This is a genomic window from Streptomyces sp. NPDC042336 (assembly GCF_055581985.1).
The window spans coordinates 36,000-53,739 of sequence record NZ_JBVJEA010000018.1 but is presented as its reverse complement, the minus strand read 5'-3'; the positions used below and the strand labels follow the sequence as shown (position 1 = coordinate 53,739).

The window sequence follows — 17,740 nt, the reverse complement described above, 5'->3', positions numbered from 1 at the left end:
TCACAGGGTCGGGGAGGCACCTGGTACGGGGTGTCGAGCGGTGGCGGCAGCCGGGCATCGCGTCGTGTCCTCACTCAGGGTGTCCACGCCCTGGTTCGAAGAGTCCGGCGGTGAGAGTTCCTGGCTCCCGGGGTTTCCTGTTCCCCGGTCACAGTGGCGGGACCGCGCCGGATTCGCACCGGGCTTCCTCTCCTGCCGCCGTAGATGGCCCCGGAAGTCCACCACGCCCCGCGAACACCCGTCAACCTGGCGTTGACCTGCGGCGGGGGAGTGTGCGAAGGCCCACACGCGAGTGGTGTGCGCCGGAACGCGAAAGGGCGGGGCGCGGAACGGTTCGAGTCCGTCCCGCGCCCCGCCCCGGCGCGCGCCCGCGGAGCGCGCGACGCTCAGGCGACGATCAGATAGATCCCGTACGCCACCGCCGCCGTGCAGGCCGCGAAGCACGCGTACGCGCCGGTGACCGCGAGGGTCGCGGAGCCGCCCTCGGCGGTGGCCCGCTCCTGGCGGGAGAGGCCGACGATGCCGAGGGTGAACAGGCCCACCAGGGCCACCGTGACCACGAGGCTGACGCCGAAGACGGAGCCGAGGGCTGCCCAGTCGATGCTCATGGAGGTTCGCTTCCTTCGTACCCGGGACGCGGGCTCAGACGGTGGTGGCGGCCGACGGGGCCTTGGGGGCGGGAGTGGTGGCGGGGGCCGGGACGGTGGCCGACAGGTCCTCGGTCACGCCCGCAGGGGGCGGCGACACGGCGGCCATCGCCGTGGTGACCACACCGGCCGGCTCGGGCTCCCCCGCGCCCACCGTGTCGCCGTCGACGACGTTGGTGTGGTCGACGACCTCGCGGCGGGAGATCCGCCAGATCGCATAGCTGGAGGCGACCAGGAACACCGCGACGAGGGCCGTGCCCCAGTCGCCGGCGCGGCAGACCCACTCGGCGAGCGCGGCGACCAGGGCCGCGGCCGGCAGCGTCAGGCCCCAGGCGACGAACATCCGGGTGGCCGTGGACCAGCGGACCACGCCGCCCTTGCGGCCGAGGCCCGCGCCCATCACCGCGCCGGAGACCGAGTGCGTGGTGGACAGGGAGAAACCGAGGTGGGAGGAGGCCAGGATGACCGTGGCGGCACTGGTCTGGGCGGCGAAGCCCTGCTGCGGCTGGAGGTCGGTCAGGCCCTTGCCCATGGTGCGGATGATGCGCCAGCCGCCCAGGTAGGTGCCGAGCGCGATGGCCAGGCCCGCGCTGAGGATGACCCACACGGGCGGGTCGGAGTCCGGGGCGAGCGAGCCGCCGGCGATCAGGGCGAGGGTGATGATGCCCATGGTCTTCTGGGCGTCGTTGGTGCCGTGGGCCAGCGAGACCAGACCGGCGGAGGCGATCTGACCGGCCCGGTAGCCCTTCGCGGCGGCCTTGCCGTCGGCCTTGCGGCCCAGTGAGTACGTCATCCGGGACGCGAGCAACGCCGCGAGTCCGGCCACGATCGGGGCGGCGATCGCGGGGAGCAGCACCTTGGTGACGAGCACGTCGCCGTTGACCGCGCCGATGCCGGCCGAGGCGACGGCGGCGCCGATCAGACCGCCCATCAGGGCGTGCGAGGAACTGGACGGGAGTCCGACCAGCCAGGTCAGGAGGTTCCAGAGGATCGCGCCGACCAGTGCGGCGAAGATGACCTCGGGACGGATGCCGGTCTCGTCGACGAGACCCTTGGAGATCGTGTTGGCGACCTCCACGGAGAGGAAGGCGCCTACAAGGTTGAGGACGGCGGACATCGCCACCGCCACCTTGGGCTTGAGCGCACCGGTCGAAATGGTCGTTGCCATCGCGTTGGCGGTGTCGTGGAAACCGTTCGTGAAATCAAACGCGAGTGCGGTTACCACCACAATCGCGAGGATCAGCGAGAAGCTTTCCATTTACCCAGGCAATCGTTCGAGGTCGTTGGCGCGACGAACGTAGGTAACCAGAGTGAACGGAAGATGAACTGAGCAGGGCGTCGCGGTGACCGGAAGCGGGGCCGGAGCCTCCCTCTGCGTGCCCGCTCCGGTGCTCTCCGGAGACGTCCCTGGCAGGATCACCGCAAGGCCGTTCGGCGAGGGGCCGTGAGGGGCGCGCGGGCGCTCGGGAGGAGACGTGACTGTGACGCGATCGCGGGCTGGGTCCGGAGAATCGGCCGGAGAGACGGCCAGGGAGCCGGCCTGGGAGGAACTCGTCGCGACGGCCCGCCGGACGGTGGCGGACGGGCTGGTCGTCGGCACCTCCGGCAACGTCTCCGTGCGCGTCGGCGACACGGTCCTGGTCACCCCGTCGGGCGTGCCCTACGACCGGCTGACCCCGGGCGACGCGACCGGCGTCGACCTGGACGGACGGCAGGTGCTCGGCACGCTGGTCCCCACCAGCGAACTGCCCATGCACCTGGCCGTGTACCGCGCGGACCCCGACGCCCGGGCCGTCGTCCACACCCACGCCGTGCACGCGACGGCGGTCTCCCTGCTCGTCCCCGAACTCCCGGCGGTGCACTACATGACGGCCGCCCTCGGCGGCCCCGTCCGGGTCGCCCCCTACGCGGCCTACGGCACCGACGAACTCGCCCGCGGCATGCTGGAGGCCCTCAGGGACCGCACCGGCTGCCTGCTCCGCAACCACGGCACGATCACCTACGGCACCTCCCTCGACCAGGCCTACGACCGCACCGCCCAGCTGGAGTGGATGTGCCGCCTCTGGCTGACCGCGTCCTCGGTGCCGGGCCACTCGCCGTCCCTGCTGACGCCGGAGCAACTGGCGGAGGTGACCGAACGCCTCCGGGGATACGGGCAACGGAGCTGACGCCGGGCGCGTGCCGGGCGGTTCCCGGGGTACCGGCTACGGGACACGGCACCCGCGTCACCCACCGTCACGCGTCCACTGGCCGCCCGAGGACTCCACCAGGAGACTGGCTCCATGCGCACTGTCACCGCAACGGCAGCCGCCGTCACCGCAGCCCTGGCGACCGGGGTGGCGAGCGTCGCCGTCGGCCGGCTCGCCAGCGACGCCGCGCTCAAGGCGCCCCCCGGCCGGCCTCTGCCCACCGAGCCCCGGCTCACCGTGCACGGCACCGCCGCCGGACAGATCACCCTCACCCGGGACCTGGCCGCACTGCGCCCCGGCCGGTACGGGCTCGCCGGTGACGGCTCCCACGCCGTCCTCGGCCCGGTCCTCGGCACCGCCGAACACGGCGCCGACACCGTCGTACGCCGCCTCGAACGCGTCACGCACGGCACCCTGGAGACCGGCGACCGGGCGTGGTTCACCCCGAACCTGTACGTCGGGAACCCGGGCACGGCCCTGGACCTGGAGTACGCCGACGTCGAGGTCCCGGGGGAGCTCGGTCCGCTCCCGGCCTGGTTCCTGCCCGGAGCGCGCCCGACCTGGATCGTCGCCGTGCACGGCCTGGCCGCCACCCGCGAACACGCCCTGAACCTGATCGCCCCGCTGCACCGCCGCAACGTCCCGGTGCTCGCCCTCGCCTACCGCGGCGACGTCGGCGCGCCGCCCTCGCCCGACGGCCTGCACCACTTCGGCGAGACCGAGTGGCGCGACGTGGACGCGGCCGTCCGCTACGCCCTCGACCACGGCGCCCGCCAGGTCGTCCTGCTGGGCTGGTCCACCGGCGCCACCATGGCCCTGCGCACCGCCGCGCTCTCCGGCGTGCGCGAGCGTATCGCGGGGCTCGTCCTGGACTCGCCGGTGCTCAGCTGGGAGACCACCCTGCGCGCCCTGGCCGCCGCCCGTCGCACCCCCGGGGCGCTCCTGCCGCTCGCCGTCCGGGCCGCGCAGGGCCGTGCCGGGCTGCACGCCGACCGGGACACCGGCACCGCCGGCCTCCACCGCCCGGCCGTCCCCACCCTGATCTTCCACGGCCCCGGCGACGCGGTGGCCCCCTGGCGCCTCTCCCGCCGCCTCGCCGACACCCACCCGCGCCTGGTCGCCCTCCACACCGTCCGGGACGCCCCGCACGGCGCCATGTGGAACGCCGACCCCGCGGACTACGAGGAGACCCTCCGCCGCTTCATGACCCCACTGGTCTGATCCCCTCCCGCGGTCCCCTCGCACGACTTCCTCCCGCGCCCCTCTCCCGCGAACCCTTCGCCCGCTCCGTGACGCCTGCCCGTGGGCGTGACGGTCAGGTTCCGTTCAGCGCCGTACCACTGGCCCGATCCGGTGCCCGGACTGCGCACCCGGCCCCCGCGCACGCCACTCCGGGAGGCCGCCGGGGCATTCCGTTTGGGTTTTCGGACCGTCAACCGGAAGACTGCACCCGTGACGTCCCGTATCCCGCGCGACTCCAGGCTCCGACTCGTCCGCCCGCGACCCCTGGCCGCCGCCCCCCCAGCGATGAATCAACGGCGTCCACGCCGCCCCGCACCGCGCCCCCCGGAAGGCACACCGGCCCGCTCGGAGCTGGCCCGAATGGCGCGCTCCGGTCTTGCCGACGCGGCCCGGGTAGCCCGCTGGGCCGACTCCGCGCTCGGCCCAGGCCGGGGCAGCGCGACCGCCGACGGCAAGGCCACCCTGTCCGACGCCACCGCCGAGCACGCGGCCCGCGAACTGGGCCTGCCCGTGGCCAAGGTCCGCGCCGACTGGGACACCGCCCGCCTCGCCGGACTGGTCGAGGTGCACGGCGGCACCGCCCGGCCCGGCTGGCGGCTGCGGGCCTGGAACCGCGACGACAGTGCCGTGCTGCGCGGCTGGGTCGCCCTCTTCGACGCCTGGTCGCTCGCCCACCCCGAGCCCGCCGGGCAGGAGCCCGCCGCGGTCGCCGAGGTCGTCTCCGCGATGCCCCAGGTGCTCTCCTTCCTCCAGCTGTCCGCCGGACCCGTCCCCGTGGCGCAGCTCCTGGACCTGCTGGAGCAGCGCGTCACCGAACTGCGCACCGAGCGCTGCGAGGTGCCCTACGGCCCCCGGCTCGAACCCGGCACCCCGGGCGCCGAGCCGGACCCCGACCCGGCCACCGACACCCCGCTCGCCCCCCTCCTCGACTGGGCCCTGCACGCCCTCGCCTCCGTCGGCGCCCTCACCTGCGGCGACGGGCACGCCACACTCACCCCGCTCGGCAACTGGGCGGTCTGGGTCAAGCTGGAGCAGATCTGCGTCGCCGCGCAGAGCCCCGCCGGCAACATCGAGCAGTCGGCCGAGGGCATGCTCCGCGGCTGCGCCCAGCTCCGCCCCAACGCCGCCCGCGCCGAGTACCGCGCCTGGCTGGCCGCCCGCCCCGTCGGCAGCGCCGTCGCCGAACTGCTCGGGGCCGCCCGTGGCGAGGACGCCCTGCTGCGCGGCCTCGCCTTCGAGGCGCTGCGCGTCGTCGGGGCGCCCGCCGAGCCCGACGTCCGCGCCGTCGTCGACGAGCCGACGCTCAGGCCGTACGCCCTGCTGTGGCTGGCCGAGCACGACGGCGCCGACCCCGAGGACGCGCACGAGGTCCTCACCCGCCGGGAGGCCACCTGGCTGTGGGTCGACACCGCGGCGGCCGTCGCCGACCACGGGGAGGCCCCGCTGCTGGTGCGGCACCTGGAGTCAGCGGTGCAGGCCACCGTCCCGGCCCTGCTGGACGAGGTCCGCGCGGTCGGCCACCCCCGCACCGTCCAGGTGCTGGTGGCGCTCGCCGCCGCGCACCCGGACCCCGCCCTGGCCAAGGCCGTACGCCGGGCGGCCTTCCAGGTCCACACCGGGGGCAGCTGACCGGCCGGGCGAGACGGACGAATCCCACGGACGAACCCGAAGGACGAACCGCCGGAGGCTACCCGGGTACCTCCGGCGCGTACGTCCCGAAGCTCCAGACGTTGCCCTCCAGATCGCGGGCCATGTAGTCCCGCGAGCCGTAGTCCTGGTCGGTCGGGGGCATCAGGATCTCCGCGCCGTGCTCCACGGCCCGCCGGTGATGGGCGTCGACGTCCGCCACCACGACGTACACCCCCGTGGGGCCCCCGCCCTTCATCGCCTCGTCGAAGCGGCCGCCCCCGCCCTTCGAGCCGAGCATGACCAGGCCGTTGCCCTGGGCCAGCTCGGCGTGGGCCACCGAGCCGTCCTCGCCCTCGTACACCGCCGCGGCGGTGAAGCCGAAGGCCTCGGTGAGCTGCCGGATCGCCGCCTTGGCGTCCGCGTACCTGAGCGTCGGGCAGATACTCGGACGCCCGCTCTCTTCGCCTGCCATACCGATCACTTCCTCGTGAGCCGGTGGCCCGTGCTGCTTTGGGCCCGTTCGCCCAGTCTTCCACCGGCCACTGACAACGCTCGCGGGGAAAAGCGGTTGCACGGTCCCGTTAGACTGGCCCCATGGCCATTCTCCTCGTGCATTAGAGCGGCGGGAACCTCCACAGCCGCCCACCCCGCCAACCACCCGCCCAGGAGTCTGACCGTGATCTCCGCCTCCGGCATCGAGCTGCGCGCCGGTGCCCGTGTCCTCATCGAGAGCGCCACCTTCCGCGTCGCCAAGGGCGACCGCATCGGCCTGGTCGGCCGCAACGGCGCCGGCAAGACCACCCTCACCAAGGTCCTGGCAGGCGAGGGACAGCCCGCCGCCGGCGCCGTCACCCGCTCCGGCGAGGTCGGCTACCTCCCGCAGGACCCGCGCACCGGCGACCTCGACGTGCTCGCCCGCGACCGCATCCTGTCCGCCCGCGGCCTGGACGTCCTGATCCGCAAGATGCGCGAGAACGAGCAGCGCATCGCCAACGGCCAGGGCGCCACCCGCGACAAGGCGCTCAGGCAGTACGAGCGCCAGGAGACCGAGTTCCTCACCAAGGGCGGATACGCCGCCGAGGCCGAGGCCGCCACCATCGCCGCCGCGCTCAACCTGCCCGACCGGGTGCTCGGCCAGCCGCTGCACACGCTCTCCGGCGGTCAGCGCCGCCGGATCGAGCTGGCCCGGATCCTGTTCTCGGACGCGGACACCCTGCTGCTCGACGAGCCGACCAACCACCTCGACGCGGACTCGATCATCTGGCTGCGCGACTACCTGAAGACCTACCGCGGCGGCTTCATCGTGATCTCCCACGACGTCGACCTGGTGGAGACGGTCGTCAACAAGGTGTTCTACCTGGACGCCAACCGCTCCCAGATCGACGTCTACAACATGGGCTGGAAGCTCTACCAGCAGCAGCGCGAGGCCGACGAGAAGCGTCGCAAGCGCGAGCGCGCCAACGCCGAGAAGAAGGCCGCCGCCCTGCACTCGCAGGCCGACAAGATGCGCGCCAAGGCCACCAAGACCGTCGCCGCGCAGAACATGGCCCGCCGCGCCGACAAGCTGCTCTCCGGCCTGGAAGCGGTCCGCCAGTCCGACAAGGTCGCCAAGCTCCGCTTCCCGGAGCCCGCGCCCTGCGGCAAGACCCCGCTGACGGCCGAGGGCCTGTCGAAGTCGTACGGCTCGCTGGAGATCTTCACCGACGTCGACCTGGCCATCGACAAGGGCTCCCGGGTCGTCATCCTCGGTCTCAACGGCGCCGGCAAGACCACGCTGCTGCGCCTCCTCGGCGGCGTCGAGAAGCCCGACACCGGCCAGGTGATCGAGGGTCACGGCCTCAAGCTGGGCTACTACGCGCAGGAGCACGAGACCCTCGACCCCGAGCGCACCGTCCTGGAGAACATGCGCTCGGCCAACCCCGACCTCGACCTGGTCGAGGTCCGCAAGACGCTGGGCTCGTTCCTGTTCTCCGGGGACGACGTCGACAAGCCCGCCGGTGTCCTCTCCGGCGGTGAGAAGACCCGTCTCGCGCTGGCCACCCTCGTGGTGTCCTCGGCGAACGTGCTGCTCCTCGACGAGCCCACCAACAACCTCGACCCGGCCAGCCGCGAGGAGATCCTCGGCGCGCTGCGCACCTACAAGGGCGCCGTCGTCCTCGTCACCCACGACGAGGGCGCCGTCGAGGCGCTCCAGCCGGAACGGATCATTCTGCTTCCGGACGGCGTCGAGGACCTGTGGGGCGCCGACTACGCGGACCTCGTCGCCCTCGCTTGATCGAATGGATGATCCACTGGTTATGGATCATTCGGCCGATCCGTGATCCACCATCTGTGTGAGATCTCCTCATCAAGAGGTGTGTCCTACATCCATTTCGCGGCCGGACCCCCCATTGTCGGGGCCCGGCCGCGACGCCTTTCTGACCTGGAATTACGTGGGGAAACCCGTTCGGCCGAACGCGTCCGATTCTCTGGAATCACGCATTCCGTATGTGGGGACCCGCTCCTGTCGTCACAAGCTTGTCTCATCGACCTTGCCGAATGGGTGGCCAGGAGGGCCGGGAGGGGTGATCATGAGGAGTACCAGAGCGCACTTCCCATGAGGAGGCACGGGTGGCCGAGACTCTGAAGAAGGGCAGCCGGGTTACCGGCGCCGCGCGCGACAAGCTCGCGGCAGACCTGAAGAAGAAGTACGACGCCGGTGCGAGCATCCGGGCGTTGGCCGAGGAAACCGGCCGCTCGTATGGCTTTGTGCACCGCATGCTCAGTGAGTCGGGCGTCACGCTCCGAGGGCGTGGCGGGGCTACCCGGGGCAAAAAGGCCACATCGGCCTGACACCCCGGGCGGCCCCTCGACTCCGAAAGTGATGGTGGCCACCCGGCCGGTCGTCCGACCGTCCGGGTGGTTACTGTGCAGTCACTTAGCCCTGCCGTCGCACGGCGCACCGTCCGGCGCGCGGCGGGGACGACGACCGCATCTTTCGGAGGCGCCCCATGGCTTCGCCCGCCCACGACCCCGGTCCCGCACTCGACCAGGACGGCGTGCGGCTCACCGTCGACGACGCGATCGCCACGGTGACGCTGACCAACCCGGCCAAGCGCAACGCGCAGAGCCCCGCTCTGTGGCGGGCGCTCGCCGAGGCCGGCCGGCTGCTGCCGGGCTCCGTCCGTGCCGTGGTGCTGCGGGCCGAGGGCAAGTCCTTCTCGGCCGGGCTCGACCGGCAGGCGTTCACCCCCGAGGGCTTCGACGGCGAACCGTCGTTCATCGACCTCGCACGGGGCGGCGACGCAGAGCTGGACGCGGCCATCGCCGAGTACCAGGAAGCGTTCACCTGGTGGCGGCGCAGCGACCTCGTGTCGGTCGCCGCCGTGCAGGGGCACGCCATCGGGGCGGGCTTCCAGCTGGCCCTCGCCTGCGACCTGAGGGTCGTCGCGGACGACGTGCAGTTCGCCATGCGCGAGACCAGCCTGGGGCTGGTGCCGGACCTGACGGGCACCCACCCCCTGGTCTCCCTGGTCGGATACGCCCGCGCGCTGGAGATCTGCGCGACCGGGCGCTTCGTCACCGCCGAGGAGGCCGTGAGCACCGGCCTGGCCAACCTCGCCGTGCCCGCCGACCAGCTCGACCCCGCCGTGCACGACCTGGTGTCCGCGATCCTGGCCGCACCGCGCGACGCGGTCGTCGAGACCAAGGCGCTGCTCCAGGGCGCCCAGACGCGGGACTACGAGGCCCAGCGCACCGCCGAACGAGCCGCGCAGGGACGCCGGCTGCGCGACCTGGCGGGGCTCGGGGAGTAGGGGAGCGGGCCGGGAACGCGGCTCCTCAGCCGACGGCCGTCACCACCACCGCCACCGACGGACGGTCCGGCAGAGCCTCGGACACCACCGCGCGGACCCGCCGGGCCACCTCGACGGCCCGGTGGTCCGCGTGCACCGCCAGCTCCACCCGGACATGGCGGCGCGGCAGGGCCCCCTCCCGCGCCGACGGCTCCGCGACGTGCACCGGACGGCCCAGTACGCCCGTCAGCCGGACCACACCCGGCACCGCCCGCACGACCCCGGCGACCCGGGCCTCGTCCCCGCCGACGGCCCCGTCGTCCTCGCGCCCGCCCGCGCCGGGGGCGTCGTCGGCTCCCGGCTCCGGCTCCGGCCCGGCGTCCGTCTCACGGCCGGGTGCCGTACGCGTGGCCTCGGCCACGTCCAGCAAGCCGGTCACCCGCAGGTCCACGTCCGCCACCGCGAGGCCCAGCCGTCCGTCCGCCGCGTCCGTCAGCGCGGCACGCAGACGCGCGGCCGTCGCCGGCAGGGGCTCCGGGGCCCCCGCCGTGGACCCCACGACCGCCGCGAAGCCGGCCGTCACCCGCAGCGCACCGGGCGGCAGCGCGCCCGGCGGAGGCGGCACGGCGGCCTCCCGGGTTTCGTCCGGGTCCGCGAGACCGACCCGCAGCTCACCCGGGCGTACCCCGGTCACCTGCCGGGCCGCCGCCAGCAGCACCTCCCGTGCCGCGCTTTCGGCGATCCACGCGCCGTCGCCCGGGCCGCCCAGCGGCAGCAGCCTGCCGAGACCCAACTGCTCCCGCACCGCGCGCGTCCACCGGTCCGCCGTCGTCATTCCTCCAGCCTGCCGCATCCGTGGCGCGAGGCACGGCAACCCCGCCTAACGTGGTGACAGGACTACGACCGAAGGGGACGTACGGCGATGAGCGACATGGAGACCCACCGGAGCGGGCAGGACACGATCGAGACCTCCGGGGCGGCCAAGGGACAGACGATTCGGCGCGGCGGCGGAGACCCCGGCACCCGGGGACGGACCACCATCGCCGACGGCGTCGTGGAGAAGATCACCGGAATGGCGGCACGGGACGTCGCCGGTGTGCACGCGATGGGCAGCGGGATGTCCCGCACCTTCGGCGCCGTGCGCGACCGGGTGCCCGGCGGGACCAAGTCCGGGGTGACGCGCGGGGTGAAGGCCGAGGTCGGCGAGAAGCAGACCGCCCTCGACCTGGAGATCGTCGTCGAGTACGGCGTGTCGATCGCGGACGTGGCCCGCGATGTACGGGAGAACGTGGTCGCGGCGGTGGAGCGGATGACCGGTCTGGAGGTCGTCGAGGTCAACATCGCGGTCAGCGACGTGAAGCTGCCCGACGAGGAGGACGAGGAACCGGAGCCCCGGATCAGGTGACGCGGACGCCGACCGAACGCTGACAGAACGGTGAATCGAAACAGTGAACGAGGGGAGCGCGCCATGAGCATGGCCGTGGTCGGCATGATCGCCGGCATGGCACTGGGCTTCGCCGGATACTTCGGCGGATTCGGTGCCTTCCTGCTGGTGGCGGCCCTGGGGGCCGTCGGGTTCGTCGTCGGCCGCCTCCTGGAGGGGGACATGGACCTCGGTGACTTCTTCCGCTCCCGCGACGACCGGCGGCGGTGACCGGCGTGAGCGATGGGGCCGGTGAGCTCCTCGAACCCCTGGCCCGGGTGGCGCCGGGCGAGCGCGGTGCCACGCGGATCGCCGACCGGGTCGTCGCCAAGGTCGCCGCACGGGCGGCACACGAGGCTCTCGGCCCGCTGCACCCGGACGCCGCACGGCCGTACGCCACCGTCGACGTCCACCACGACACCGCCCACGTCCGGGTCCACCTGGAACTCGACTACCCGTGCGACATCGGCGCCCGCTGCGGCCGGGTGCGTCACCAAGTCGTCCAGCGGGTACGTGCGTTGGTGGGCATGACGGTGCCGGAGGTCGCCGTCCAGGTGGAGCGGCTGCACCTGTCGGCGGAATACGGTGCGAGGCACGGGAGGACCCGATGAGCGAGCCCCAGGGCGCCGGGACGGGACAGGGCAGCACCCAGCGCCTGCCCGTCGTGGAACGCGGCACGGAGCCGGGCCCGCCCCCGCCGTCGGAGCAGCACGGGCCCGGCCTGCCGGAGGCGTCGGGGAGCGGGCGGGCCGGCCGCTTCTGGTCCGCGCGCCGCGTCCCCGCCGGCATCGTCGCCCTGCTGCTCCTGCTCCTCGCCGGGGCCTTCCTCTACGACATCGTCGCCGTGCGCGCCGGCCGGTCCGCGCTCGGGTGGCGCCGCGACCTGGCCAGAGAGCTCGCCGAACGGCCCGTCGACGACACCTGGGTGCTGGTCGGAGCGGGAGTCGCCGCGGCCCTCGGGCTCTGGCTGCTCCTGCTGGCCCTCACCCCCGGGCTGCGCCGGGAGCTGCCGATGCGGCGCACCCACCCGGACGTACGCGCCGGGCTGCACCGGGACGCCGCCGCCACGGTGCTGCGCGACCGGGCCATGGAGGTCTCCGGGGTCCAGTCGGCGCGGGTGCGGATGCGCCGCCGCAGGGCCCGCGTACGGGCGCTGTCGCACTTCCGGGAACTGGACGACGTACGGACCGAGCTGGACGGTGTGCTCGACGACGCGGTGCGCGGCCTCGGGCTGGCCCGGCCGCCCGCCGTGTCGCTGCGGGTGGCGCGACCCGGACGGAAGGGGTGAGCGCGGTGCTCAGAACGGTGAACCGGGTACTGACCGGACTGGCGGGCCTGGTCCTGCTGGCTGTCGGCGGCGCGGTGCTGGCCGTGGGCTTCGACGCCCCCGCGCCCTCCTGGTGGGTCCACCAGGGGCCGCACGACGTGCTGCTGAGCGACGCCGAACGGACCCGGTGGCGGGACGCCGGCTGGTGGTGGCCGGTCGTCATCGCGGCTCTCGCCGTCCTGCTGCTGCTCGCCCTGTGGTGGCTGGTCGCGGTGGTACGCCGCCGCAGGCTCACCGAGGTCCTCGTCGACACCGGGGACGGCGAGGGCGCCTCGCTGCGCGGCAGGGCACTGGAGGACGTCCTCGCCGGTGAGACGGACCGCGTGGACGGGGTCGAACGGGCAGCCGTCCGGCTCACCGGCCGCCGCGACGCCCCGGCGGCCCGCGTCCGGCTGCTGCTGGCTCCCCACGTGGACCCCGGCACCGCCCTGCACGACCTCACCACCGGGGCCCTGACCCACGCCCGCGAATCGGCCCACCTCACGTCCCTCCCGGCGGAGGTCCACCTACGGGGCGTCAAGCACGGGGCGGAGCGGGTCAACTGACGGGGCGCACCCCGCCGGGGACCGCGCACCGCGCCGTCCCCCGCGGGCGTCGGGCCCCGGTACCTCCCCGGGCCCTGCCCGACCGTCCTAGAACCCGTGCCGCACGCCGCCGTCCACCGGCAGCATCACGCCCGTGATGTACGACGCGGCGGGGGAGAGCAGGAACGCCGACGCGCGCCCGAACTCCTCCGGGGCGCCGTAGCGGCGCAGCGGGATGCGGGACTCGGCGGCCGCCCTGGTCGCCTCCGGGTCGGCGGACAGACCGTCGAGCTGGCGCACCCGGTCGGTGTCCACGCGGCCCGGCAGCAGGCCGACGACGCGGATGCCGCGCGGGCCCAGCTCGTCGGCGAGGGACTTGGCGAAGCCCGCGAGCCCGGGGCGCAGGCCGTTGGAGATGGTCAAGCCCGGGATCGGCTCGTGCACCGAGCCCGACAGCACGAACCCGATCACCCCGCCGTCCGCCAGCTCGGCCGCCGCCGCCCGGGCCAGCCGCACCGCGCCGAGGAACACCGACTCGAACGCCGACTGCCACTGCTCGTCCGTGGTGTCGGCGACGAACCCGGGCGGCGGGCCGCCCACGCTGATCAGTACGCCGTCGAAACGCCCGAAGCGCTCGCGGGCGGTCGCGATCAGCCGCCCGGCGGCCTCCGGGTCGGCGTTGTCCGCGGCCACCCCGACCGCGTCCGGCCCCAGGGCCGAGGCCGCCGCCGCGACGCTCTCCTCGTCGCGGCCTGTGACGACCACCTTCGCCCCGTCGGCGACCAGCTCCCGCGCGGCGGCGTTGCCCAGCCCCCGGGTGGCTCCCGTGACGACGTACACCCGGTCCTTCAGTCCAAGATCCATGCCCCCTATCCTGCCTCCTCGTCCCCGAACAGGGCGAGGGCCGTGTTCACCAGGCCGACGTGGCTGAAGGCCTGCGGGAAGTTGCCGAGCTGGTGCCCGCCCACCGGGTCGTACTCCTCGGCCAGCAGTCCCACGTCGTTGGCGAGCGCCACCAGACGCTCGAACAGCTCCCGGGCCTCCTTCGTCCGGCCGGTCGCGTGCAGCGCGTCCGCGTACCAGAACGAACACACCAGGAACGTCCCCTCGCCGCCCGGCAGGCCGTCGACGGGATCGCCCTCGGTGGTGTAGCGCCGCACCAGGCCGTCCCGGGTCAGCTCCGCGCCGACCGCGTCTACCGTGCCGACCACGCGCGGGTCGTCCGGCGGCAGGAAGCCCACGCGCGGAATGAGCAGCAGCGCGGCGTCCAGTTCCGGTGAGCCGTAGGACTGGGTGAAGGTGTTGCGTTCGGCGTCGTAGCCCTTCTCGCACACCTCGCGGTGCACCTCCTCGCGCAGAGCGCGCCAGCCGTCGAGGTCACCGCCGCCCAGCTCGGGATGGTCCTCCAGGGTGCGCACCGCCCGGTCCAGGGCCACCCACGTCATCACCTTCGAGTGCACGAACTGCCGGCGCCCGCCCCGCACCTCCCACAGCCCCTCGTCCGGTTCCCGCCACGCCGTGGCCAGGAAGTCCATCAGGGCGCACTGCAGCTCCCACATCTGCGGCCGGGGACGTATCCCCGCCAGCCGGGCCAGCGACAGGGAGTCCATGACCTCGCCGTACACGTCCAGCTGGAGCTGGTTCACGGCGTCGTTGCCGATGCGCACGGGCGTGGACCCGGCGAAGCCGGACAGCCACGGCAGCTCGAACTCGGGCAGCCGCCGCTCGCCCGCGACGCCGTACATGATCTGCAGGTCCGCCGGATTGCCCGCGACCGCGCGCAGCAGCCAGTCGCGCCAGGCCTCGGCCTCCTCCAGGTAGCCGGCCGACAGCAGGGCGCCCAGGGTGAGCGTGGAGTCGCGCAGCCAGCAGAAGCGGTAGTCCCAGTTGCGCACGCCGCCCGGCTCCTCCGGCAGCGAGGTGGTGGGGGCGGCCACGATGCCACCGGTGGGCTGGTACGTGAGCGCCTTCAGCGTGATCAGGGAGCGGACCACGGTGTCCCGGTGCGGACCCTCGTAGCGGCAGCGCGCCGCCCACTCGCGCCAGTCCTCGACGCTGTGCTCCAGCGAGAGGTACGGGTCGACCAGCGGTGGCCGGGGCTCGTGCGAGGGGTGCCAGGTCAGCACGAACGCGACCTTCTCGCCCGCGGCGAGGGTGAACTCCGCGTGCGTCCCGAAGTCCTGGCCCCAGCTGTGCACCTCGGGCTCGCTGCGCAGCCACGCCGAGTCGGGCCCGGCGACGGCCACCCGGTGACCGTCGGACCTGCGCACCCACGGGACGATCGAGCCGTGGTCGAAGCGCAGCCGGAGCACGCTGCGCACGGTGACCTCGCCGCTCAGGCCCTCCACGATGCGGACGAGGTCGGGGGCGCGGTCGCGCTGGGGCATCAGGTCGGTGACGCGGACCGCGCCCTCCGCGGTCTCCCACTCGGTGTCCAGGACCAGGGTGTCCGGCCGGTAGGCACGCCGCGTGCAGCGCTCGGCGCCCTCGGGTGCGATGCGCCAGTGGCCGTTGTCCTCGTCGCCGAGCAGTCTGGCGAAGCAGGCGGCCGAGTCGAAGCGGGGCAGACAGAGCCAGTCCACGGAGCCGTCCGTGCCGACCAGGGCCGCGGTCTGCTGGTCGCCGATGAGCGCGTAGTCCTCGATGTGGGGGTGCACGGGTTGACCTCTTCCCGGCCTCGGCCGGAGCAATCGGGTGCGCTCGCGCGCTCCGGCCGCGCTGCTACACCGCTGCGGGCTCCGGCTCCGCCGGCCGCACGTCCTCGGCGGTCTCCCGGTCGCGCTTCTCGCGCCGGACAAGGAACCACCAGCCGACCGGTACGGCCGCGGCGAACAGCCACCACTGGATCGCGTAGGCGAAGTTGAGCGCGGCGTTCTCGTTGCCGGGCTTGCCGATCGGCTCCGGGGTGCCGTTCTTCGGCTCCGGCGTCTTCAGGACGACGTACCCGCCGAGCACCCGGGCGTCCAGGCGCTCGGCCTGCTGCGCGCTGTTGATGAGCATGATCTGCCGGTCCGGGAGGCCCTGGAGATCCTTGATGCCGCTCGCCTCGGTCGTCTCGTCGGGCATCAGCCGCCCGGTGAGGGTGATCTCGCCCCCGGGCGGCGCGGGGACCTTCGGGAACGCGGTCTGGCTCTGGCCGTCCGCGGGGATCCAGCCCCGGTTGACCAGCACGACCTTGCCGTCGTTCAGCACGAACGGGGTCAGTACGTGGTAGCCGATGTTGTCGTCGGAGTCGGTGCGGCGGCGGACGACGACCTCGCGGGCGGTGTCGAAACGGCCCTTCGCGGTGACGGTTCGGTACCGCTCACGTGTGGTGATCTTCTTGCCGGGTGCGGTCAGCGACTCCACGGGCACCGGCGAGGCCTCGAGCGCGTGCGCGACCAGGTCGTTCCGGGCGGTGCGCTCCTCGTAGCGGTGCATCTGCCAGAAGCCCAGCCGGATCATCGTGGGGATGAGCAGCACGGCGAGCAGTGTGAGGATCACCCACTGGCGGGACAACAGGAAGCGGTACACCCCATGACCGTACAACTGGGGCATGGGGTGGGACGCGGCGGGTGGGCGTTCGCGCCCGGCGGCCGGGCTCAGACCTTGTCGACGATCCCCGCCCTCCCCTCCGCGCGGGCGCAGTGGGCGCCGCAGAACCAGTGGCCCTCGACCTCGACGCCCTGGCCGATGATCTGCACCCGGCAGTGCTCGCAGATGGGCGCCATCCGGTGGATCGCACAGGAGAAGCAGTCGAAGACGTGCACCGCTCCCTGGGCGTGGACCTCGAAGGACATTCCGTAGTTGTTGCCGCAGACTTCACATGTCGCCATGCGCCACAGGGTGGGCCGTCGCCGCGAACGCGGGCCAGCGGGAGCCGGGCGAGTCGCCCGGAATCACCCGTCCGCACGGCTGGGGCCCGTCTGGCGAACCCCGGGGCGGCCTGTGGGCCCAGGACCTCAGGGCTCCGCGTCCGCGGGCTCGACGTCCGCGAGCAGCTGCCCGAACGCCGCCTCGTCCACCACCGGCGTGCCGAACTGGCGGGCCTTGACCACCTTGGAGGTGCCCGAGTCCGGATCGTTGGTGACCAGCAGGCTGGTCAGCCGGGACAGGCTCGTCGCGACGTGCAGTCCCGCCTCGACGGCGCGGTCCTCCAGCAGGTCGCGCTCGACGGAGGTGTCACCCGAGAAGGCCACCCGCATGCCCTGCTTGAGTCGTTTGCCCTCTTCGTACCGCCCTGGGTTGGGATGCGGGCATGCGGGCCTTTTGCGGGAGGGGCGCCAACTGTTCGGCCGGTAGCTCCCGTAGCCCGCCTGCTGCCCGATCCGGGGTGTGGGCCGGTCCGACCACTCGGTCAGCGGCCGGCACTCGTGCAGCGGCAGCCGCACGTCACCGGCCGCCGCCGCGAGCAGGCTCGGCCGGAACGCCTCCGCCAGCACCCGCGCGTCGTCCAGCGCGTGGTGCGCCCGCTGCTGCACGACGCCGAAGTGCGCGGCCAGCGACTCCAGTTTGTGGTTGGGCAGCGGCAGGTCCAGCGCCTTGGACAGGGCGATGGTGCACAGCCGCTGACGCACCGGCGCCTCGCGGTCCGCGCGCGCGTACTCGCGGGCGATCATCTGCCAGTCGAAGACCGCGTTGTGCGCGACGAGCACCCGCCCGTCGAGCCGGGCCGCGAACTCCTCGGCGACGTCCGGGAAGAGCGGCGCGTCCCGGAGCACCTCGCTCGTCAGACCGTGTATCCACACCGGCCCCGGATCGCGCTGCGGATTGACCAGGGTGTACCAGTGGTCCTCGACCTCGCCGCGGGCGTCCAGCCGGTAGACGGCCGCCGAGATGATGCGGTCGTCGCGGGCCAGGCCGGTGGTCTCCACGTCGACGACCGCGTACCCCTGCGGATACGCGGCCGGCCACGCCGTGGCGGGCGGCGCTGCGGTCGTGCGGTCTTCGAGCATGGTCAATGAGGATACGGGCCGGGACCGACACCCATGTCCCGCAGGTGCCCCG

At 73.5% G+C, this 17,740-nt stretch carries 20 protein-coding genes and 1 riboswitch; of the genes, 11 read left to right on the top strand and 9 right to left on the bottom strand.

The window, feature by feature from the left end; genetic code table 11:
- Positions 1-92: 92 nt before the first annotated feature.
- Positions 93-238: riboswitch (cobalamin riboswitch) on the bottom strand.
- 148 nt (positions 239-386) lie between these two features.
- Both ACZ6IM_RS30385 and pitH read right to left on the bottom strand, forming a co-directional pair.
- On the bottom strand, positions 387-608 hold the full coding sequence (locus tag ACZ6IM_RS30385) for a hypothetical protein (protein WP_052841827.1): 222 nt from the start codon (positions 606-608) through the stop codon (positions 387-389).
- A gap of 34 nt (positions 609-642) precedes the next feature.
- Positions 643-1,905 (bottom strand): low-affinity phosphate transporter PitH, encoded by a 1,263-nt coding sequence (gene pitH / locus ACZ6IM_RS30380; RefSeq protein WP_469560793.1) that lies wholly within the window; start codon positions 1,903-1,905, stop codon positions 643-645.
- 223 nt (positions 1,906-2,128) lie between these two features.
- On the opposite strand from pitH, the gene ACZ6IM_RS30375 reads away from it, so the two are divergent.
- The 3 genes from ACZ6IM_RS30375 to ACZ6IM_RS30365 all read left to right on the top strand — a co-directional run bounded on the left by ACZ6IM_RS30375 (position 2,129) and on the right by ACZ6IM_RS30365 (position 5,707).
- Positions 2,129-2,815: a class II aldolase/adducin family protein gene (locus ACZ6IM_RS30375; protein WP_052841825.1), complete on the top strand. Its 687-nt coding sequence runs from the start codon at positions 2,129-2,131 to the stop codon at positions 2,813-2,815.
- 114 nt (positions 2,816-2,929) lie between these two features.
- Positions 2,930-4,057, top strand: coding sequence for an alpha/beta hydrolase family protein (locus ACZ6IM_RS30370; protein ID WP_052841824.1), 1,128 nt, complete (start codon positions 2,930-2,932; stop codon positions 4,055-4,057).
- 231 nt (positions 4,058-4,288) lie between these two features.
- Entirely contained in the window at positions 4,289-5,707 is a 1,419-nt protein-coding gene (locus ACZ6IM_RS30365; protein WP_469560788.1) for a hypothetical protein, read from the top strand.
- A gap of 58 nt (positions 5,708-5,765) precedes the next feature.
- Here the strand turns inward: ACZ6IM_RS30365 and ACZ6IM_RS30360 are convergent, their stop codons facing one another.
- Positions 5,766-6,179, bottom strand: a complete 414-nt coding sequence (locus tag ACZ6IM_RS30360) for a VOC family protein (RefSeq protein ID WP_052841822.1) — start codon at positions 6,177-6,179, stop codon at positions 5,766-5,768.
- A 204-nt stretch (positions 6,180-6,383) separates the two neighbouring features.
- On the opposite strand from ACZ6IM_RS30360, the gene ACZ6IM_RS30355 reads away from it, so the two are divergent.
- The 3 genes from ACZ6IM_RS30355 to ACZ6IM_RS30345 all read left to right on the top strand — a co-directional run bounded on the left by ACZ6IM_RS30355 (position 6,384) and on the right by ACZ6IM_RS30345 (position 9,501).
- Positions 6,384-7,982, top strand: a complete 1,599-nt coding sequence (locus tag ACZ6IM_RS30355) for an ABC-F family ATP-binding cassette domain-containing protein (RefSeq protein ID WP_052841821.1) — start codon at positions 6,384-6,386, stop codon at positions 7,980-7,982.
- A gap of 335 nt (positions 7,983-8,317) precedes the next feature.
- On the top strand, positions 8,318-8,539 hold the full coding sequence (locus ACZ6IM_RS30350) for a helix-turn-helix domain-containing protein (protein ID WP_003976983.1): 222 nt from the start codon (positions 8,318-8,320) through the stop codon (positions 8,537-8,539).
- A gap of 158 nt (positions 8,540-8,697) precedes the next feature.
- Entirely contained in the window at positions 8,698-9,501 is an 804-nt protein-coding gene (locus tag ACZ6IM_RS30345) for an enoyl-CoA hydratase/isomerase family protein (protein WP_469560783.1), read from the top strand.
- Between the two features lie 25 nt (positions 9,502-9,526).
- Here ACZ6IM_RS30345 and ACZ6IM_RS30340 read toward each other — a convergent pair whose 3' ends face one another.
- Complete coding sequence (locus tag ACZ6IM_RS30340) at positions 9,527-10,315, bottom strand: nucleopolyhedrovirus P10 family protein (protein ID WP_469560780.1); 789 nt, start codon at positions 10,313-10,315, stop codon at positions 9,527-9,529.
- A gap of 87 nt (positions 10,316-10,402) precedes the next feature.
- On the opposite strand from ACZ6IM_RS30340, the gene ACZ6IM_RS30335 reads away from it, so the two are divergent.
- The 5 genes from ACZ6IM_RS30335 to amaP all read left to right on the top strand — a co-directional run bounded on the left by ACZ6IM_RS30335 (position 10,403) and on the right by amaP (position 12,775).
- Positions 10,403-10,885, top strand: a complete 483-nt coding sequence (locus tag ACZ6IM_RS30335) for an Asp23/Gls24 family envelope stress response protein (RefSeq protein ID WP_052841818.1) — start codon at positions 10,403-10,405, stop codon at positions 10,883-10,885.
- Positions 10,886-10,948: 63 nt separating this feature from the next.
- Positions 10,949-11,134 (top strand): hypothetical protein, encoded by a 186-nt coding sequence (locus tag ACZ6IM_RS30330; RefSeq protein ID WP_031047637.1) that lies wholly within the window; start codon positions 10,949-10,951, stop codon positions 11,132-11,134.
- Positions 11,131-11,514: a hypothetical protein gene (locus ACZ6IM_RS30325; RefSeq protein ID WP_469560776.1), complete on the top strand. Its 384-nt coding sequence runs from the start codon at positions 11,131-11,133 to the stop codon at positions 11,512-11,514. The genes ACZ6IM_RS30330 and ACZ6IM_RS30325 overlap by 4 nt, the downstream gene beginning before the upstream one ends.
- Positions 11,511-12,191, top strand: coding sequence for a DUF6286 domain-containing protein (locus tag ACZ6IM_RS30320; RefSeq protein ID WP_469560773.1), 681 nt, complete (start codon positions 11,511-11,513; stop codon positions 12,189-12,191). Before ACZ6IM_RS30325 ends, ACZ6IM_RS30320 begins: the two co-directional genes overlap by 4 nt.
- Positions 12,188-12,775 carry an alkaline shock response membrane anchor protein AmaP gene (gene amaP / locus ACZ6IM_RS30315; RefSeq protein WP_052841815.1) on the top strand — a complete coding sequence of 196 codons (588 nt, stop codon included), beginning with the start codon at positions 12,188-12,190 and terminating at the stop codon, positions 12,773-12,775. Before ACZ6IM_RS30320 ends, amaP begins: the two co-directional genes overlap by 4 nt.
- Positions 12,776-12,862: 87 nt before the next feature.
- On the opposite strand, the gene ACZ6IM_RS30310 is transcribed toward amaP, so the two are convergent.
- The 5 genes from ACZ6IM_RS30310 to ACZ6IM_RS30290 all read right to left on the bottom strand — a co-directional run bounded on the left by ACZ6IM_RS30310 (position 12,863) and on the right by ACZ6IM_RS30290 (position 17,688).
- A complete protein-coding gene (locus ACZ6IM_RS30310; RefSeq protein ID WP_052841814.1) occupies positions 12,863-13,618 on the bottom strand; it encodes an SDR family oxidoreductase in 756 nt (251 codons plus the stop codon).
- 5 nt (positions 13,619-13,623) lie between these two features.
- Positions 13,624-15,411 (bottom strand): glycoside hydrolase family 15 protein, encoded by a 1,788-nt coding sequence (locus tag ACZ6IM_RS30305; RefSeq protein ID WP_052841813.1) that lies wholly within the window; start codon positions 15,409-15,411, stop codon positions 13,624-13,626.
- Between the two features lie 64 nt (positions 15,412-15,475).
- The gene (locus ACZ6IM_RS30300; protein ID WP_469560767.1) at positions 15,476-16,267 is read right to left on the bottom strand and encodes an SURF1 family cytochrome oxidase biogenesis protein; all 792 of its coding nucleotides are present in this window, start codon (positions 16,265-16,267) and stop codon (positions 15,476-15,478) included.
- Between the two features lie 68 nt (positions 16,268-16,335).
- Entirely contained in the window at positions 16,336-16,569 is a 234-nt protein-coding gene (locus ACZ6IM_RS30295; protein WP_052841811.1) for a hypothetical protein, read from the bottom strand.
- A 126-nt stretch (positions 16,570-16,695) separates the two neighbouring features.
- Entirely contained in the window at positions 16,696-17,688 is a 993-nt protein-coding gene (locus tag ACZ6IM_RS30290; protein ID WP_052841810.1) for a DEDDh family exonuclease, read from the bottom strand.
- Positions 17,689-17,740 lie beyond the last annotated feature (52 nt).

Coding starts and splice junctions, on each gene's coding strand:
- ACZ6IM_RS30370 (WP_052841824.1), top strand. CDS start 2,930: ATGCGCACTGTCACCGCAACGGCAGCCGCCGTCACCGCAGCCCTGGCG.
- ACZ6IM_RS30360 (WP_052841822.1), bottom strand. CDS start 6,179: ATGGCAGGCGAAGAGAGCGGGCGTCCGAGTATCTGCCCGACGCTCAGG.
- ACZ6IM_RS30310 (WP_052841814.1), bottom strand. CDS start 13,618: ATGGATCTTGGACTGAAGGACCGGGTGTACGTCGTCACGGGAGCCACC.
- ACZ6IM_RS30385 (WP_052841827.1), bottom strand. CDS start 608: ATGAGCATCGACTGGGCAGCCCTCGGCTCCGTCTTCGGCGTCAGCCTC.
- ACZ6IM_RS30335 (WP_052841818.1), top strand. CDS start 10,403: ATGAGCGACATGGAGACCCACCGGAGCGGGCAGGACACGATCGAGACC.
- ACZ6IM_RS30295 (WP_052841811.1), bottom strand. CDS start 16,569: ATGGCGACATGTGAAGTCTGCGGCAACAACTACGGAATGTCCTTCGAG.
- ACZ6IM_RS30330 (WP_031047637.1), top strand. CDS start 10,949: ATGAGCATGGCCGTGGTCGGCATGATCGCCGGCATGGCACTGGGCTTC.
- ACZ6IM_RS30340 (WP_469560780.1), bottom strand. CDS start 10,315: ATGACGACGGCGGACCGGTGGACGCGCGCGGTGCGGGAGCAGTTGGGT.
- ACZ6IM_RS30320 (WP_469560773.1), top strand. CDS start 11,511: ATGAGCGAGCCCCAGGGCGCCGGGACGGGACAGGGCAGCACCCAGCGC.
- ACZ6IM_RS30290 (WP_052841810.1), bottom strand. CDS start 17,688: ATGCTCGAAGACCGCACGACCGCAGCGCCGCCCGCCACGGCGTGGCCG.
- ACZ6IM_RS30345 (WP_469560783.1), top strand. CDS start 8,698: ATGGCTTCGCCCGCCCACGACCCCGGTCCCGCACTCGACCAGGACGGC.
- pitH (WP_469560793.1), bottom strand. CDS start 1,905: ATGGAAAGCTTCTCGCTGATCCTCGCGATTGTGGTGGTAACCGCACTC.